The 17,996-nt window shown below is 72.3% G+C and carries 15 protein-coding genes; 10 read left to right on the forward strand and 5 right to left on the reverse strand.

Features of this window, described 5'->3' with window-relative positions; all coding sequences use genetic code 11:
- Positions 1 to 55: 55 nt before the first annotated feature.
- From ASG40_RS05150 to ASG40_RS05195, 10 genes are all read left to right on the forward strand, one after another.
- Positions 56 to 709, forward strand: coding sequence for a ParA family protein (locus ASG40_RS05150; protein ID WP_055881858.1), 654 nt, complete (start codon positions 56 to 58; stop codon positions 707 to 709).
- The gene (locus ASG40_RS05155; protein ID WP_055881860.1) at positions 693 to 1,010 is read left to right on the forward strand and encodes a ribbon-helix-helix domain-containing protein; all 318 of its coding nucleotides are present in this window, start codon (positions 693 to 695) and stop codon (positions 1,008 to 1,010) included. The genes ASG40_RS05150 and ASG40_RS05155 overlap by 17 nt, the downstream gene beginning before the upstream one ends.
- Before the next feature lie 378 nt (positions 1,011 to 1,388).
- Positions 1,389 to 2,831 carry a septal ring lytic transglycosylase RlpA family protein gene (locus tag ASG40_RS20255; protein WP_156387565.1) on the forward strand — a complete coding sequence of 481 codons (1,443 nt, stop codon included), beginning with the start codon at positions 1,389 to 1,391 and terminating at the stop codon, positions 2,829 to 2,831.
- 128 nt (positions 2,832 to 2,959) lie between these two features.
- Positions 2,960 to 4,216, forward strand: a complete 1,257-nt coding sequence (locus tag ASG40_RS05165) for a D-alanyl-D-alanine carboxypeptidase family protein (RefSeq protein WP_082523911.1) — start codon at positions 2,960 to 2,962, stop codon at positions 4,214 to 4,216.
- An 80-nt stretch (positions 4,217 to 4,296) separates the two neighbouring features.
- Positions 4,297 to 4,977 carry a dTMP kinase gene (gene tmk / locus ASG40_RS05170; protein ID WP_244480537.1) on the forward strand — a complete coding sequence of 227 codons (681 nt, stop codon included), beginning with the start codon at positions 4,297 to 4,299 and terminating at the stop codon, positions 4,975 to 4,977.
- Positions 4,967 to 6,031 (forward strand): DNA polymerase III subunit delta', encoded by a 1,065-nt coding sequence (locus ASG40_RS05175; RefSeq protein ID WP_055881865.1) that lies wholly within the window; start codon positions 4,967 to 4,969, stop codon positions 6,029 to 6,031. Before tmk ends, ASG40_RS05175 begins: the two co-directional genes overlap by 11 nt.
- An 81-nt stretch (positions 6,032 to 6,112) precedes the next feature.
- Positions 6,113 to 7,672, forward strand: coding sequence for a methionine--tRNA ligase (gene metG, locus ASG40_RS05180; protein ID WP_156387566.1), 1,560 nt, complete (start codon positions 6,113 to 6,115; stop codon positions 7,670 to 7,672).
- 160 nt (positions 7,673 to 7,832) lie between these two features.
- The gene (locus ASG40_RS05185; protein WP_055881875.1) at positions 7,833 to 8,624 is read left to right on the forward strand and encodes a TatD family hydrolase; all 792 of its coding nucleotides are present in this window, start codon (positions 7,833 to 7,835) and stop codon (positions 8,622 to 8,624) included.
- A gap of 107 nt (positions 8,625 to 8,731) precedes the next feature.
- A complete protein-coding gene (locus ASG40_RS05190) occupies positions 8,732 to 9,115 on the forward strand; it encodes a nuclear transport factor 2 family protein (RefSeq protein WP_055881878.1) in 384 nt (127 codons plus the stop codon).
- Between the two features lie 131 nt (positions 9,116 to 9,246).
- Complete coding sequence (locus ASG40_RS05195; protein ID WP_055881881.1) at positions 9,247 to 10,050, forward strand: MBL fold metallo-hydrolase; 804 nt, start codon at positions 9,247 to 9,249, stop codon at positions 10,048 to 10,050.
- Here the strand turns inward: ASG40_RS05195 and ASG40_RS05200 are convergent.
- From ASG40_RS05200 to ASG40_RS05220, 5 genes are all read right to left on the reverse strand, one after another.
- Positions 10,034 to 11,119, reverse strand: a complete 1,086-nt coding sequence (locus tag ASG40_RS05200) for a hypothetical protein (protein ID WP_055881884.1) — start codon at positions 11,117 to 11,119, stop codon at positions 10,034 to 10,036. The genes ASG40_RS05195 and ASG40_RS05200 overlap by 17 nt on opposite strands.
- An 18-nt stretch (positions 11,120 to 11,137) precedes the next feature.
- Positions 11,138 to 12,265: a glycosyltransferase gene (locus ASG40_RS05205; RefSeq protein WP_055881888.1), complete on the reverse strand. Its 1,128-nt coding sequence runs from the start codon at positions 12,263 to 12,265 to the stop codon at positions 11,138 to 11,140.
- A gap of 78 nt (positions 12,266 to 12,343) precedes the next feature.
- Positions 12,344 to 13,150, reverse strand: coding sequence for an SGNH/GDSL hydrolase family protein (locus tag ASG40_RS05210; RefSeq protein ID WP_055881891.1), 807 nt, complete (start codon positions 13,148 to 13,150; stop codon positions 12,344 to 12,346).
- Between the two features lie 443 nt (positions 13,151 to 13,593).
- A complete protein-coding gene (locus tag ASG40_RS05215; RefSeq protein WP_156387567.1) occupies positions 13,594 to 16,746 on the reverse strand; it encodes an efflux RND transporter permease subunit in 3,153 nt (1,050 codons plus the stop codon).
- A gap of 101 nt (positions 16,747 to 16,847) precedes the next feature.
- On the reverse strand, positions 16,848 to 17,870 hold the full coding sequence (locus ASG40_RS05220; protein ID WP_443136586.1) for an efflux RND transporter periplasmic adaptor subunit: 1,023 nt from the start codon (positions 17,868 to 17,870) through the stop codon (positions 16,848 to 16,850).
- Positions 17,871 to 17,996: the final 126 nt, after the last annotated feature.

A 17,996-nucleotide genomic window follows, 5' to 3' on the forward strand; every position in this document is an offset into this window, starting at 1 on the left:
ACAGGATGGCAGGCCGTGGCCGGGGCGATCGACGGGCCGACTCGAAGGAAACCCGATGCAGGCCATCACGTTCGTGACGCAGAAGGGCGGCAGCGGGAAGAGCACCCTGTGCATCTCGCTGGCCGTGGCCGCCCGCGAGGCCGGGCTCTCGGTCTGCATCCTGGAGATGGACCGCCAGGCCACGATCAGCGACTGGGCCGACCACCGCACCGCCGACGGCCCCGAGGTGGCGCAGATCGACGCCACGCAGATCGACGGGGTGATGGCCCGGCTGCGCGAGACCGCCTACGACTTCGTCTTCATCGACACTCCGGGCGTCGATTCCCCCGGCACCCTCTCGGCCATCCGCGCCGCCGACCTCTGCCTCGTGCCCTGCCGGCCGACGCCGGCGGACCTGCGCGCCTTCAAGCCGACCCTGGCCGCGATCTACCGCCTGGAGAAGGCCTTCGCCTTCGTGCTCAACCAGACCCCGGCGCGCTCCTACCGCATCCGGGACGCCAGCGACGGCCTCTCGGTGCTGGGCGTCCTGCCCGACGTGACCATCGTCTCGCGCACCGACCACCAGGACGCGATCGGGTTCGGGCAGGGGGTGACCGAGTTCAACCCCAAGGGCCAGGCCGCCGCCGAGGTGCGCGGGCTGTGGCGCTGGATCGAGCGGCGGATGCGGGAGATCGCGGACATCGGAGCCGGGCATGTCGCGGCCGCCTAAGCCGAGCCTTGCCGCCATCGTGGCGGCCTCCGCCGCCCCCGGGCGCGGCGCCGAGGCCGTCGCGCCGGCCGCCCGGCCCGCCACCCTCAAGGCCCGCGCCCGGCAGATGTCGGTCTACCTGGAGCCGCCGGTCTACGACCAGCTGCGCGACCTCGCCCACGTCGAGCGCACCAAGATGCACGCCCTGATGCTGGAGGCCCTCGACCTGCTGTTCCGCCAGCGCGGCAGCCCCTCCATCGCGCATCTCACCCAGGCGAGCGCGCCCAGGCCTGATGTGGACGCGAAAGACGGTTTAGGCTGAACCAGTTGCGGTCGTTCGCTGATGCGATGCCCGAGGTGTCGGGCGATGGTGACGCGAGCCGAGTGCGCCGGCAGGACGGGGCGTCCTGCGGACAGCGTGGAAGGCGTGGTCTTTTCGATTTCCTGTCAATGGTTTGCGGCGGTTTCCGGATGTGGACTCTCGGGGATAACCCGGTGGCCGGCCGGACCCGCCCCGTCATCGTTCAGGCTTCGTTTACGCCGTCTCGACAAGTGTTCGTTTCGGGATGACGCCGCCGGGTTCGCGGCGCGGCCCGACGCCGCTTGAAACGTCTCGAACAAGGGTCCGCCGGTCTCGCCCTCCGCGCCGGCGGCCGCCCCGTGTCGCGTACACGGCTGAGGGCACGGGTTTGATCGCGTGATGGTGCGTATCTGGAAGGCCGGAGACTCTGCTGCGCGGATGCGGCCGGTCTGGCGGGTGCGGCCGGCCTGGCGGGTGATGGCCGTGACGGCCCTGGCCCTGACCACGGCCAATTGCGCGGCCCCGACACAGAAGCTCGCCGGCGGCGCGACCGGGTCCGGCTCCGAGATCGATCCGAAGTACGGCGTCAAGGCGAGCCCGCGGCTCTACAAGGAGGGGGACGTCATCCCCAAGGGGGGCGGGCGCCGCTTCTCGGGCAAGCCCTACGTGGTGGCCGGGCGCACCTACGTTCCGCGCGAGGACGCCAAGGGCTATGTCCGCGAGGGGCTGGCCTCCTGGTACGGGGCGGCCTTCCACGGCCGGCTCACCGCCAACGGCGAGGTGTTCGACCGCAACTCGGTGGCCGCCGCGCACCCGACGATGCCGCTGCCGAGCTATGCCCGGGTCACAAACCTCGCCAACGGCCATTCCATGGTGGTGCGGGTGAACGACCGCGGCCCCTATCACGCCAACCGCCTCATGGACGTCTCCGAAGAGGTGGCCAGCGCCCTCGATTTCCGCCGCCGCGGCACCGCCAAGGTGCGGGTGGAATACGTCGGCAAGGCCTCCACCGCCGGCAGCGACGACGCCAAGCTGATGGCGACCCTGCGCACCGACGGGCAGCCGGCGGCGATCCGCGGGGCCGCTCCGGTGATGCTGGCCGACCTCGGGCCGGACGCCGAGATGCCGGTGCGCGCCTCGCGCCCGGCCATGGCCTTCAAGCCGGCGGCCGAGGTGGACGAACCCGCCCCCCGGCCGGTCCGCATCGCCCCCACCGTCGTGGCGGCGGCGAGCATCGCCGTGCCCGCGGCGGTGCAGCCGACGCGGGTGCGTACCGCCGCCTTCGTGCCGGTGCGCCCCTCGCACCAGACCTCCGCGAACCAGGCCTCCGCGAACCAAGCCTCCACCAACCAAGCCTCCGCGAACACGAAGGCGCCCATGAGCCTGGCGCCGCCGCCGATCCGCCTGGCAGGCGCTCCCCAGGAGATTCACAGGCAGGAGATTCACAGGCAGGAGATCCACCGGTCGGCGTTCGCCGGCCACCGCCCGGCCGGGTCCGGGGCGAGCGTCAGGCTCGCCGCCGGCAAGGAGACGATCAACAAGGACGCCCCCAGGGTCGAGCCGGCCGCCCGGCGCGGAAGCGGGCCGATGGCGCCGCCCAGCCGCCTCGCCGCCCAGCCGGCGCCGCCCTCCGCGCCCATGGCCGGGCGCATCGCGGTGCCGCCGGCAAGGCCCGGGCAACCGGCAAAGCCCGTGCTGCTGGCAGGGGCCAGATCCGTCGAGACGAAGCCGGTGGACACCAGGGTCGTCGCACCGGCCGGCCTCAAGGCGCAGCCCGCGAAGGTCGCCGCGGCCCCGGTCGCCGCCAAACCCCGGCGCGCCCAGTTCGCCCGGGTGGAGTGACCGGCCGGTGCATCCCGACGATGCACCGCGGCAAAGCCACGTTCGTTTTCAGCGCCGAATCCTGTAGCGTGCCGCGCAGGATACGAGATCGAGCCGGCGCCGATGGCGTCGGCGCTGCGAGGCGAGTGATGCACGACGCGACGAGGAAGCCGGCAGGGCAGAGGAAGCCGGCAGGGCATGGGCGTGCGCTGCGGCGATGGGCGATCCTGTGCCTGGTGCTGCCCGCCGCCCTGGGCCTGCGCGAGGCCGCCGCGCAGAGTTTCCAGACGGCGGCACCGCACGCGATCCTGATCGACGCGGATTCCGGCTCCGTCCTGTTCGAGAAGCAGGCGGACGAGGCCTTCTCCCCGGCCAGCATGGCCAAGCTGATGACCACCGAGATCGTGTTCAACGAGATCCGGCAGGGCCGGCTCTCCATGGACAGCGAGTTCCAGATCTCCGAGGACGCCTGGCGCCGCGGCGGGGCGGGGGGCGGCGGCTCCTCGATGTTCGCACAGCTCAACAGCCGCATCAAGCTCTCGGACCTCCTGCGCGGCCTCATCGTCCAGTCGGGCAACGACGCGGCCATCGCGCTCGGCGAGGGCATCGCCGGCTCGGAGGAGAATTTCGGACGGATGATGACGGCGCGGGCGCGTGAGATCGGGCTGTCGCGCTCGACCTTCCGCAACGCCACCGGCTACTCGGCGCCCGACCAGAAGACCACGGCGCGCGACCTCGCCAAGCTCGCGATCCACCTCATCGACACCTATCCCGACCTCTACAAGATGTTCGCCGAGCGCGAGTTCACCTGGAACAAGATCAAGCAGCAGAACCGCAACCCGCTCCTGACCCTCGACATCGGCGCCGACGGGCTCAAGACCGGCTACCTCGAGGAATCCGGCTACGGGCTCACCGGTTCGGCGGTGCAGAACGGCCAGCGCCTCGTGATGGTGGTGAGCGGCCTCAAGACCGCCCGCGACCGCGCCGCGGAATCGCGCAAGCTCGTCGAATGGGGCTTTCGCGCCTTCGAGCCGCGCCAGATCTTCGCCGCCGGCGAGAGCGTCGCCGAGGCCTCGGTCTACGGCGGCGCCAAGGGCGGGGTGCAGCTGGTGGCCAAGAAGCCGATCCGCCTCCTGGTGCCGCGCGGCTCGGGCGACAAGGTCACGGCCCGCGTCGTCTATCGCGGCCCGCTGACGGCGCCGGTGGCCGAGGGCGCCCAGGTCGCCCGGCTGCGGATCACCCGCGGCGAGACCCAGGCCCTCGACCTGCCCCTCTATGCGGCCGAGACGGTGGAGGCCGGCAGCATCCCCCAGCGCGCCCTCGACGCGGCCTGGGAGGTCGGCACCGGCCTGTTCCGCAAGGCGATCGGCACCAGTGACGGCGACAAGGCCACCACCGGCTCGTGAGCGGCTCCGCGACACCGGCGAACCCCGGCCAAACCCTCGCCGGCCAAACCCTCGCCGCTCACGGCCGCCCGGGCGCCTTCATCACCTTCGAGGGCGGGGAGGGCGCCGGCAAGTCGACCCAGATCGGCCTGCTCGCCGAGCATCTGCGCCTGCGCACGCCCCGGCCCGTCCTCACCACCCGCGAGCCCGGCGGCTCGCCCAAGGCGGAGGCCCTGCGCGAGGCGCTCCTGTCGGGCATCGCCAAGCCGCACGGCGCCTTCGCGGAGGCGCTGGTGTTCTACGCCGCCCGCATCGACCACCTCGACACCCGCATCGTGCCCGCCCTCACCCGCGGCGAGATCGTCCTGTGCGACCGCTTCATCGATTCGACGCGGGCCTACCAGGGCGCCGCCGGCGGTGTCGATCCCGGCCTCATGGCCAGCCTCGAGCGGGTGGTGGTCGGCGACATCCGTCCCGACCTCACCCTCGTGCTCGACCTCGACCCGCGGATCGGCATGGAGCGGGCCAAGGCGCGGGCGGAGGCGAGGGCGGGCGAGGCCGCGGCCCCCGACCGCTTCGAGGCCGAGGCGCTCGACTTCCACCACCGCCTGCGCGCGGCGTTCCGCGCGATCGCCGAGGCCGAGCCGGAGCGCTGCGTCCTCATCGACGCCGGCCAGGACACCGATACCGTGGAGGCGACGATCTGGACGGCGGTGAGCGAACGCCTGCCGCGCCTGTTCGCCGCCGACCGGCCGCAGGGGACGCACGACGATGCCGCCTGAGCGCAGCGCCGAGACGCTCGAGCCCGGCGACCTACCCGACATTCCGCGTCCGCGCGAGCAGACGGCACTGGTCGGCCACGGCGAGGCACAGGCCGCGATCGCCGCGGCGATCGGCTCCGGACGGCTGCACCACGCCTGGCTGATCGGCGGCCCGCGCGGCATCGGCAAGGCGACCCTGGCCTACCGGGTGGCGCGCTGGCTGCTGGCCCATCCCGAGGCGGGGCCGGTGCCGGACGACCTCGAAGTGCCGGCCGGCCACCCGGCGGCCCGGCAGGTGGCGATCCTGTCCCATCCCAACCTCAAGGCCCTGCGGCGGACCAAGCCCCCCGGCGCCAAGAGCCTTCCGACCAAAATCTCGGTGGATGCGGCGCGCAAGGCGCTGGAATTGTTCGGCGCCACCGCCGGCGGTGCCGGCTACCGCATCTGCATCGTCGACAGCGCCGAGGACCTCAACGCCAACTCGGCCAATGCGCTCCTCAAGATGATCGAGGAGCCGCCGCCGCGCTCGCTCTTCCTCGTCGTCAGCCATGCGCCGGGCCGGCTCCTGCCCACCATCCGCTCGCGCTGCCGCGCCCTGAGCCTGCGTCCCCTCGGGGCGGGGGAGGTGGCGCAGGTGATCGGCGGCTTTCCCAACCCCTTCGTCCAGCCCGAGCCCGCCGCCCTGGCCCGGGCCGCCTCCCTCTGCGAAGGATCGGTGGCGCGGGCGGTGGCGCTGCTCGACCCGGCCACCGCCGGCCTCGTCACCGAAGTCGAGACCCTGCTCGCCCGCCTCGACCATCCCGACTGGCGCCGCATCCTGGCGCTGGCGGACAAGCTCGCCGGCCGCGACGCCGACGACCTGTTCGCGGCCAGCCTCGACACGGTGTTCCGCTTCGTCTCGGACGAGTTGCACCGGCGCCGGGACGAGCCCCCCGCGCGGCTGGCCGCCCTGGTGGAGGTTTGCGACGGCATCGCCCGCGCCGCGGCCGAGGCCGCCACCTACAACCTCGACCGCAGGCCGCTGGTCCTGTCGCTGTTCGGCGATCTCGCCGCTTCGATGCGCACGCCGGCTTGACCGGGGGCGCGGACCCGCGCAACCCATCGGGACGATTCCATGCACCTCTTCCCTGAACCCGCGTCTCCGGGGGACCTCGACGTGACAGACCCGGCAGCCCCAAAGACCTTCGGCATCACCACCGCGATCTCCTACCCCAACGGTGCGCCGCACATCGGCCACGCCTACGAGGTGATCGCCACCGACGCCATCGCCCGCTTCAAGCGCCTCGACGGCTTCGAGGTGCTGTTCTCCACCGGCACCGACGAGCACGGCCTCAAGATCCAGCAGACCGCGACGCGGGCCGGGGTGAGCCCGCGCGAACTCGTCGACGACATGGCCGCGCGCTTCAAGGCCATGGCCGAGGCGTTGGACTGCAGCTTCGACCGCTTCATCCGCACCACGGAGGCCGACCATTACGCGGCCGCGCAGGAATTGTGGCAGCGGATGGAGGCCAACGGCGACATCTACCTGTCGAAATACGCCGGCTGGTACTCGGTGCGCGACGAGGCCTATTACGCCGAGGACGAACTCGAGACCGGCCCCGACGGCACGCCCGTGGCCAAGGCCACCGGCACGCCGGTGACCTGGATGGAGGAGGAGAATTTTCTTTTTCGTCTGTCCGCGTATCAGGACCGGTTGCTCGCCCTCTACGAGAGCCAGCCCGACTTCATCGGCCCCGAGACCCGCCGCAACGAAGTGGCGAGCTTCGTGCGCTCCGGCCTCAAGGACTTTTCCGTCAGCCGCACCAACTTCGACTGGGGCGTGCCGGTGCCGGGCCACCCCGACCACGTGATGTACGTGTGGGTCGACGCGCTGACCAACTACCTCACCGTGACCGGCTTTCCCGACGAGGCCGACGCGCGCAAGAAATTCTGGCCGATGGACCTGCACGTGATCGGCAAGGACATCGTGCGCTTCCACGCCGTGTACTGGCCGGCCTTCCTGATGTCGGCGGGCCTGCCGCTCCCCAAGCGCGTGTTCGGCCACGGCTTCCTGCTGACGCGGGGCGAGAAGATGTCGAAGTCGCTCGGCAACGTCGTCGACCCCTTCGACCTGATCGCCACCTACGGCGTCGATGCGCTGCGCCACTTCGTGCTGCGCGAGGTGCCCTTCGGCGGCGACGGCAACTACAGCCACGAGGCGATCATCGCGCGCTACACGGCGGACCTGTCGAACGGGCTCGGCAACCTCGCGCAGCGCTCGCTCTCGATGATCGCCAAGAACCTGGCGGGCGTCGTCCCGGAGCACGGCGAGTTCACGGACGAGGACCGTGCCCTCCTGGGGCTGGCCGACGCGCTGCCGGGCACCGTGCGGGGCGCGATGGACAAGCTGGCGCTGCACACCGCGCTCGGCGAGATCTGGGCGGTGGTGACGGCCTCCGACCGCTATTTCGACGCGCAGAAGCCCTGGGTGCTGCGCAAGACCGACCCGGCCCGGATGGGCGCCTCGCTCTACGTGGTGGCCGAGACCCTGCGCGCCATCGGCATCCTGGTGCAGCCGTTCATGCCGGGCTCGGCGGCAAAGCTCCTCGACCTGCTCGGCGTGCCACCCGAGCGGCGCCTGCTCGCCGATGTAGGGGAGGGTGGGCGGCTGGTGCCGGGTACGGCCCTGCCCGCACCGAGCGGGCTGTTCCCGCGATTCGTAGAGCCGGAGGCTTAGCGTTTCTCACAAGCCCCCCGATCACCGGGAGCCTCTCGCTGCGCCCGACAGCGCAACGGGGGGCCGTGCAAGCTCTCAGAACGAACCGCCGCCCGGCTCCGCCGACAGCGTTCGCGACACCGACCGGCACCGTTCGGCGCTCCACCCTGTGAAGACACCCATGCTCATCGACAGCCACTGCCACCTCGACTTCCCCGATTTTTCTGCCGACCTGCCCGGCGTGATCGCACGCGCCAAAGCCGCTGGCGTGAGCGGGATGCTCACCATCTCCACGCGCATCGCCAAGACGAAGACCTACGAGGCGCTGTCCGAGGCGCATCCCGAGATCTGGCACACGGTGGGCACCCACCCGCACGGGGCCGGCGAGGAGCCGGACGTGCCGGCGGCCGAGATCGTCGCCCTGACCCACCACCCGCGCTGCATCGGGATCGGCGAGGCCGGGCTCGACTACCATTACGCCGACGCGGCGCCGCAGGCCGTGCAGGAGCGGGTCTTCCGCGCCCATATCGCGGCGGCCCGCGAGACCGGGCTGCCCCTCGTCATCCATTCGCGCGACGCCGACGCGCAGATGGAGGCGGTCCTCGTCGACGAGATGGGGCAGGGCGCCTTCAAGGCGGTGCTGCACTGCTTCTCGTCGGGCGCGCGGCTGGCGGAGGTCGGCGTCGAACTCGGGCTGTTCGTGTCGTTCTCCGGCATCGTCACCTTCCGGCGCTCGCACGCCCTGCGCGACATCGCGGCACGGGTCCCGCGCGACCGGCTGCTGGTGGAGACCGACGCGCCGTTCCTGGCGCCTGAACCCCATCGCGGCCGCACCAACGAGCCGGCCTACACCGCCGACACGGCACGCTCCCTGGCGGGGTTCCTCGACCTGCCGGTCGAGGCGTTTTCCGCCCTCACCACGGCCAATTTCCATCGGCTGTTCGACAAGGCCGTGCCGGCGGCGGGTCGGTAGGGCCTGGATGCGGGATCCGGCCGTGGGTTCATCGCGCGGGTCCATCGCTTATGTCGGCCGGACCGGTCCCGTCGTCGCAGACCGACCGATCGCATGAGAGGGATGAGATGACGGACCTCGTGCGCAACAAGGCGACCGTGATCGCCTTCTACGCGTTGATGTTCAACGATGGCCGGCCGCGCGAGGCGATCGAGCGCTACGTCGGCGACGACTACGTTCAGCACAATCCGCATGTGCCGACGGGCAAGGACGGCTTCATCGCGTATTTCGAGCGCATGGCGCGCGAATGGCCGGGCAAGCGGGTCGAGGTGAAGCGCGCGGTCGCCGAAGGCGACCTCGTCGTCCTGCATTGTTTGCAGCACTGGCCGGGCGATCACGACTACGCGGCGATGGACATCTTCCGGCTCGATGAACGCGGCAGGATCGTCGAACATTGGGACGTCCTGCAGATCCTGCCCGAAACCTCGGCCCATCCGAACGGGATGTTCTGACATGTCGGGGCCGGACGCGCATCGTTCGGCAGGCTCGTGTTTTCGCGGCGACCGAACCGGGACACGACCGATGGGCGGGGGGAGGTGACACGCCCTTGCCCGCTCCGTTACGAACGGGCCGGGAGGTGCCGATGCGCTCGCTGAGCTTGACGATCTTGGGGTGCGGCTCGTCCGGCGGCGTGCCGCGGGTGGGCTACGGCTGGGGGGCCTGCGATCCGGCCGAGCCGCGGAACCGGCGCCGGCGCTGCTCGATCCTGGTGGAGGGGCGGGGGGATCACGGCACCACCACCCTCCTCGTCGACACCTCGCCGGACCTGCGCGAGCAGCTGCTGGCGGCCGAGGTCCGCCGTCTCGACGCGGTGCTGTTCACCCATGCGCACGCCGACCACACCCACGGCATCGACGACGTGCGGCCGCTGGTCATCCACATGCGCCGGCGCATCCCGGTCTATGCCGACCCCGAGACCCGCGCGCTCCTGGAGATGCGGTTCGGCTACTGCTTCGCGAGCCCGCCCGGCAGCGAGTATCCGCCGATCCTCGACATGAACGACCTGGCGCCGGGCGAGCCGGTCTCGATCCGGGGGGAGGGCGGCGCCATCACGGCGGCGGCCTTCGGGATGGAGCACGGCCGCGAGAGCGCCCACGGCTTCCGCTTCGGCCCGATCGCCTATGCCCCCGACGTCAGCGTGATGCCCGAGGCGAGCAAGGCGCAGCTCCAGGGCCTCGACCTCCTCGTCATCGACGCCCTGCGCGAGACGCCGCACCCGACCCATTATTCGGTCTCGGACGCACTCGCACTGATCGAGGAGGTGCGCCCGCGCCGGGCGGTGCTGACCAACCTCCACACCGACCTCGACTACGCGACGCTGGCGGCCAGGCTCCCGCCGCACGTGGTGCCGGCCCACGACGGGCTGCGGATCAGCGTCGACCTGTGAAGGCGGCCCGCCACAGGTCGGCGAGGGCGGCCGGCGCGAAGGCGAGGCCGGCCAGGACCAGGGGCGCCACCAGGAGCCCCCAGTAGAAGTTCTCGGGCCGGCCGAACGCCAGGAAGGCGCCGGCGTAACCCCACAGCAGCAGCGCGATGCGGTTGCCCAGCGGCGCGGCCCAGGCCGCCCAGCCGACGAGACAGACCGGCACCAGCACGCCCGCGGCGGCCAGCGGCAGGAAGGCGAGGGCGGTGCAGTTGCGGATCGTGGTGACGACGAAGGGCCAGCCCGCCGCCCGCAGCCAGCCCTGCGAAGCGAGATCGGTGGGCAGGGTCGCGGCCGCCACCATCGCGGCGTGGGCTGCCAGCAGGCCGCAGGCCGTGAGGATCGCCAGGAACCAGGCGAGGGCCTCGCGCCGGTGGCCCTCGAGGGCGGCGAGCACCGCCATCACCAGGAGGTAGGGCAGGGCGATCTCGCGGATGGCGACGGCGAGCAGGCCGACGAGGAGGCCGACCCCGTAGCGCCGCGGCGAGCGGCAGGCGAGGGAGAGCACGATCAGCACCGCCGCCCAGGCCTCGTGCCAGACCACGAAGACGGGCAGCAGCGCGAAGCTGATGCCCACCGCCACGAGGGCGAGGACGACGATCCAGCGCCGCCCGCCCGGCAGCGCCGTCTCCAGGCGCCGGGCGAGCACCACCAGGGCAACCGCCACGAGGAGGGCGAGGAGGAGGCCGGCGCCGGCCATCCCGAGACCGGCCTGGAGGGTGGCGAGGGTCGGCGGACGCACGGTGACGAAGGGCTTGAGCGGGTAGTCGCGCAGCCGGTGCTCGGCCACGGCGGCGGCGTAGTACCCCTCCCCGCCCGCGACCCGCGCGGCGATCGCCCCGTAGAGGGCGGCGTCCGAGGCCTGGGGGTCGTCCTCGGTTGCCGCCAGGGACGGCGGCAACGGCGGGGCGAGCCCCGGCACCAGCCCGATCGCCGCCCCGTAGAGCATCAGCGCGGCGAGGCCGGCGAGGACGAGGCGGGCGGCGGCGGGCGGCCAGCCGGCGAAGCGTGTGACGAAACCGGCGGGCCTCATCGCGTCACTTGCGCCGGATCATTTGCGCCACGTCACTACCGAAGAAGCCGCAAAATTCCACACCGAGCCGATCACCGCCCCGGCCACGCCCGACAGCCACCAGCTCTGGTCGGCCTCGTAGATCAGGCTGCCGACCCCGACGTTGGCGGCGGCCCCGACGAGGCAGACCGCGTAGAAGCTGAGGAGCCCGGTGACGAAGGCCCAGCCGCGGCGGCGGCGGTCGCGATAGGTGAAGACGTTGTTTAGGGCGTAGTTGAAGGTCATGGCGGCCCCCACCGCGAGGCCCTGCGCCACCACGAAGGCGGCGAGCCCCGTGGCCAGCACGAGCCCCAGCACGCCGAGGTGGACCCCGAGGCCGAGGCCGCCCACCATCAGGAACAGGATCAGGCGCACCGGCACCAGGCGCCCCACCGTCTTCTCCAGGAGGAGCGTGAGGTATTCCGTCGCCACCATCAGGTCGAGCTTGCTCTCGCCCACCGTGCGGTTGCGGAAGACGTAAGGCAGTTCGACCACCCGCAGCGGGCGCGGCGCCGAGGCGACGATGTCGAGGAGGATCTTGAAGCCGATGCCGGAGAGCCGGGGCAGGGCCTCCTCGAAGGCGCCGCGCGCGATCACGAAATAGCCGCTCATCGGGTCGGAGAGCGGAGTCGCCAGGAGGCGATGGGCCAGCGCGGTGGCGAGGCCGCTGGCCGCCCGGCGCTCGGACGACCAGTCGCCGAGTCCCCCGCCCGCCGCGTGGCGGGAGCCCACCGCGAGGTCGTGGCCGTCCTCGGCCACCGCCGCGTAGAGGCGCGGCAGCAGGGTCTCGTCGTGCTGGTGGTCGGCATCGATCACCGCGAGGACGGGAGCGGAGGTCGCCAGCATGCCCTCGATCACCGCCGAGGCGAGGCCCTGGCGCCCGACCCGCTGCAGCACCCGCACACGCAGGTTGGTGCGGCCGATCTCGCGGATGAGACGGGCGGTGCCGTCCTGCGAATCGTCGTCGACGAAGATCGCCTCCCAGACGAGGCCGTCGAGGACGGCGTCGAGGGAGGCCAGGAGCGAGACGACGTTGCCGGCCTCGTTGCGGGTCGGGATGACGACCGCCAGGGCGATCGGCGCATGCACGCCGACCATGCGGTCGGCGACGATGGGAGCCTGGAGCATCGGACCATCCCGATAAAGATGCCCCGGGGCACCTTGAGATCGAGCCGACGGTCTAGCCGCGACCGGTTAAGAATTCCGTCAGGGCCTGGGCGCGGTGGGCGCGAGGCCGGCCTGGGTCAGGATCTGGACGCTGGCGGCCTTGGCGAGGCGGTCGTAGCCGGCGTCGGTCATGTGCAGCCCGTCGGGGCCGATCATCTGGGTCGGGGTGAGGAGGCCCTTGGCGACCCAGGTCTGCATCAGGGCGTGGCGGCGGATCACCGGCACGCCGAGCTCCTCGGCCAGGGCGTGGAGGGCGGCGCCGTAGCGCTCGGCGCCGTCGATGCCGCTGAGGCGCCGGCACCATTGCTGGTCCATCAGCACCACGTCGGCGCCGGTGGAACGGATCGCCGCGATGCCGTCGCGGGTGAGCTTGGCGAAGCGCTCCACGGAGACGCCGGTCATCGGGTCGTTGCTGCCGGTCTGCCAGATCACCAGGGTTGGGCGCTCGGCGAGCACGTCGCGCTGGAGGCGGCGGGCCATGGCCTCGGCGTCGTCGCCGCCCTTGCCGCGGTTGATCATGGTCACCGCCGGCCGGCCCGCGACGCCCAGGCGCAGGCTCTCGGAGAGGTCGCGCTGCAGCAGCGCGGGATAGGTCGAGGCCGGGGAGGAGGCGCCGATGCCCTCCGTGGACGAGGAACCGAAGGCGACGATGCGGACCTCGCCGCCCTCGGCGAGCCGGGCGGCCAGGCGCGGCAACCCCGTCGCCACGGTGACGGCGGCCGGCGGGGCCACCGGTTCGGCCCGCGCCGGAGTTCCCGATCCGGGTATCCCGAGACAGGCCGCAGCCAGACCGACGGCGGCCAGGAGGCGGGAGCGGGACGAGAGGCTCGGGCAGGGGCGGGGCATGAGGCTCGGCTCGGTCGCGGCGGTCCGGCGGGTGATCACGGACACCGCCTTCCCTTTGGAGGACGATTATGACGATTGCGCGATCATGTTAAGGGCAACCCACACCCAATGAAACGGCCGCGCTTCGACCGGCCGTATCTGCATCCGTGGTGAATCCAGCCTCGACGGGGATGGTGAATCCTTGTGGAGCGGTCCGGTCTACGAGGGGTAAGCCTCCGACGGAAGGCACGGCCCAACCGAGAAGGTCGTTCACAAGGAGCGCATCGGGCAGGAAAGTCCCCTTCCCCCAAGTACCTAGCGTCTCCATGTTCCATAATATATCTTATGCGAATAGCGGACCATGGCGACGGCGGGGGTCCGGGGGGCGGCCTGCCGCCTCCGGATCCGACCCCCTCCGGCTCCGCGACGGCTGGCCAAGCGCCGTCCGAGGGCCTGGATGATCGTCATCGGGGCAGGGGCACCGGATCGGTGGCACCCCCCCTGCCCCCGGCGAACCGCGCGAACCTGAGCGCCAGCGTCGGCAGGATCATCAGGTTGAGGATCGTCGAGGTGACGAGGCCGCCGAGGATCACCAGGGCCATCGGCCCCTCGATCTCGCGGCCGGGCTCGCCCGCCCCCAGCGCCAGGGGCAGGAGGCCGAGGCCCGTCACCAGGGAGGTCATCAGGATCGGCACCAGCCGGTCGGCGGCGCCGTCGATGGCGGTGGCCAGCGTCCAGGCCCGGCCCTCGATCGTGACGAGGTGCTCGTAGTGGGAGATCATCATGATGGTGTTGCGCAGCGAGATGCCGAACAGCGTCACGAAGCCGACGATGGAGCCGAGCGACAGCACGCCGCCGCTCGCGGCGACCGCGAGCACGCCGCCCACGAAGGCGAAGGGCAGGTTGACGAGCACCAGGAGGAGGTTGCGCACCGACCCGGTGACGACGGCCAGCAGCATCAGGATGCCGAACCCGGCAAAGCCCGAATAGAGCAGGAGGTCGCGCTGGGCCCGGTCCTGCACCTCCGCCGACCCCGAGTAGCCGAGGTAGACGCCGGCGGGCAGGGCGACCTCGCGGGCGATCTTGGCGCGGACCGCCGCCATGACGGCGGCGACGTCCCTCCCCTGCACGTTGGCGGTGACGGTCTGGACCCGCTGGGCGCCCTGGTGCTGCACCTGGTAGCGGCCCGAGGTCGCGTAGATGTCGGCGACCTGGGCGAGGCCGACGTAGCGGCCGTTGGGGGTGCGCAGGGGCAGCTCGCCGAGGCTGCCGGGGCGCCCGCGCGGCTGGGCGGCCAGGATGACGAGGACGTTGAAGACGGCGTTGCCCTCGTAGGTCTGGCCGACCACGTCGCCCTGGTAGGCGGTGCGCACCGCCTCGAGGACGTCGACGGCTTCGAGCCCCCAGTGGCGCAGGTCGTTCGGGCGCAGGGAGACGTTGACCTGGGGCAGGCCCGGGGGCGCGCTGCGCTGGACGTCGGTGGCGCCCGCGACCTCGGCGACCTCGCGGGCGATGTCCGCCGCCGCGGTCTCGATGCGGGTCAGGTCGTTGCCGAACACGCCGACCACGATGGGGGCGCCGGCGCCCGAGACGGTCTCCTCGATCCGTTCGGTGAGGAAGGTCTTGAGCGAGAAGGCGGCACCGGGGAAATCGGCCAGCACGGCGCGGATGCGGGCCTCCACCGCCTTCTGCGCCGCCCCCCCGAGACCGGGGTCGAGGTCGATGTGGATCTCGCTGTAGTGGGTGCCGGCGGTGTCCTGGCCGGCCTCGGCCCGCCCGATCTGCGAGGCGACGGCGCGGATGCCGGGAATCGCCTTGAGGGCGGCGGTGATGCGGGTGCCCAGCCGCATCGATTCCTGCAGCGAGGTGCCCGGCGCCCCGGCCATGTGCAGGATCAGGTGGCCCTCCTTCAGGTCGGGCAGGAAGGTGCTGCCGAAGCCCGGCACCAGGGCGGCGCCAGCCAGCGTCAGGACGACCGCCAGGGCGACGACGGCGGCCGAGACCCGCTCGATCCCTGCCAGCGACCAGGCGTAGGCGGCGCGCGACCAGCGCATCACCGGCGGGTCGCCGGCCTGGGCCCCATCGCGCCCCGTCAGGAGCAGCATCGCCAGCGCCGGGGTCACGGTGAGCGCCACACCCAGCGAGGCCACCACCGCCAGGATGTAGGCGAGGCTCAACGGCCCGAACAGCCGGCCGGCGATGCCGGACAGGGCCAGCACCGGCAGGAACACCAGCAGCACCGCGAAGGTGGCGTAGGCCACCGCGGTGCGCACCTCCAGGATGGCGTCGATCACCACCCTGCCCTCCTCGCGGGGACGGCCGAGGCGGCGGTTCTCGCGCAGGCGCCGGACCACGTTCTCGACGCCGATCACCGCGTCGTCCACCACCTCGCCGATGGCGATGGCGAGGCCGCCCAGCGTCATGGTGTTGAGGCTCTCGCCCATCGCCTGCAGCGCCAGCACCGCCGCGATCAGCGAGAGCGGGATCGCCACCGCGCTGATGACGCAGGTGCGCCAGTCGTAGAGGAACACGAACAGCACGATCACCACGAGGATGCCGCCCAGCCCCAGGGCCTGGAGCACGTTGGCGTTGGCCAGGGTGATGAAGGCGGCCGGCTTGAACAGGTCGGGGCGCAGGGTGACGCCCTCGCGCTCCAGGGCGGGGGCGAGTTCGGCCAGGGCCGCCTCGACCCTGGCGGTGACCTCGCGGGTGTTGGCACCGTACTGGGCGCCGACCATCACGAGGACGCCGGGCACCCCGTCGACCAGGGCCGCGCTGATCGGCGGCTCGCCGGCCGCGACCACGTCGGCGACGTCGGCCAGGCTCACGCTGGCGCCGCCCTCGTTGACGAGCACCGTGCGCCCCAGGGCCTCGGGACTCAGGGACTGGCCCTCGGTCTGGAGGGTGACGCGCTGGTTGGCCGTATCGAGGAAGCCCGCCCCGCGCACGCCGGTGGCCTTGCGGGCGGCGGCGAGCACGTCGTTGATGCCGATGCCGAACCGGATGAGATCGTGGGGCCGGACCTGGATCTGGAGCGAGCGCACCGCCCCGCCGTAGACCGAGACCTCGGCGATGCCCGGCACGGCCAGCAGCCGCAGGCGCAGGGTCCAGTCGGCGAGCGTGCGCAGCTCCATCGGCGAGCGGCCGGGCGCCGTCATCCCGACGAGGAGGACCGTGCTGGTGGCCGAGGTCAGGGCGGTCATGGCCGGGGCGCGCACGCCCTGGGGCAGGCGGCCGGCCAGCGCCGTCAGCCGCTCGGTGACGAGCTGGCGGACCCGGTAGATGTCGCTGCCGGCCCGGAAGGTGGCGGTGATCACCGAGAGGCCCTGGATCGAGTTCGAGCGCAGGGTGACGAGGCCGGGCAGGCCGTTGACCGACACCTCGATCGCCTGGGTCACCAGCACCTCGACCTGCTCGGGGTCGAGGCCGGGCGCCTCGGTCTGGATCACCACCGAGGGCGGCGCGAACTCCGGGAAGACGTCGTACTTGGCGTTGCCGAAGGTCGCCACGCCGAAGCCGGCCAGCGCCAGGGCGAGGGCGAGCACGATGCCGCGAAACCGCACGGCGAAGGCGACGAGGGCGGCCTGGGGACCCGAGGGCAGGGTGTCCTTGGTCATACGAAATCCGTTTGGTGGCTTCGCCATGCGGATGTCGGCGTCGCTCAGGCGCCCCGCGGGCTTGGTGATACGGGTCCCGCTTGATCCAAGCGGGAACCGTGTCAGTCGTCGTCCACGCCGCCGGAGACCTGGAGCTGGGCCTTCATCTCCTCGGACAGGAGCGCCTGGGCGCCGCGCAGGACGATCTCGGTGCCGCCGGGCAGGTCGTCGACCACGTAGGCGTCGTCGGCCATCACCGGATCGGCCTTGAGCGGGTGGCGGACGTAGGCGCCCGGCTGCACCGCCCGGTAGACCCAGGTGCCCCCGCCCCAATGCACCACCGCGTCCTCGGGCACGCTGATGCCGGTGACGGTGCGGTCGCCGGCCAGGAACACGAGCATGCTCATGCCCGGCAGGAAGCCGCTGTTGCCGGGCACGGTGTAGAAGTAGCTCAGGCCCTGGATGCGGGCGTCGGTGCGGGTGGCGGGCGAGACGTAGGCGAGGGCGACCCGCGCGCTCTGGGGCGGCACCTCGGCGAAGGCCGCCGCGGGCGGACCCTTCAGGGTCTCGCCGGGGGGCAGGGTGACCTGGACCAGGAAGTCGCTGCGCTCGATCAGCCGGGTGACCGCGGCGCTGCGCTCGACGATGGCGCGGCCAATCACCGGCCCCCACTCCTGCTGGGCGGTGGCGCTCAGCGTGCGCACCTGCGATTCCGCCGCCGCCAGGGAGGCGACGTCGGTCTGGAAGGTGCCCTCGGTGGTCTCGACCTGCACGGTGGTGGCGTAGGGCCCCAGCGTCTTGGCCCGCTGCGAGGCGCTGCGCGAGACCTCGACCTTGGCCTGCGCCGTCTGCAGCTGGGCCCTGGCGGTGGCATAGGCGTTGGTGAGCTCGGTGACCCGGGCGAGATCGAGGACGCTGCCGTAGGCCTGCAGCTCGGCCCGGTGCGCCAGGGCCGGCACGACGCGGGTCTCGATGCCCACCAGTGCCTGCTCGGCCGGCTTGAGGCGCACCACCATGCGCCCGTCCTCGGCGGCGACCCGCTGGGCCGGCAGGTGCGGGCGCTCGGGCCGGGGTGGATCGGCGAGGGCGTGGAGGCGCGCCAGGGCGGCCTCGCGCAAGGCGGGATCGACGATGAGGACGGTCAGGCCGACCGCCGGCACGAGGGCCAACAGACCCCGGAGCCATCGCGTTGCGCGCGCCGCCACTCGTCACCCTCCCCCGAGGCTCGTTGCCGTCGGCATGTCCGATAGCGCGTCCGGGGGCGAACCGAT

Source organism: Methylobacterium sp. Leaf399 (assembly GCF_001424525.1).
Classification (GTDB): Bacteria; Pseudomonadota; Alphaproteobacteria; order Rhizobiales; family Beijerinckiaceae; genus Methylobacterium.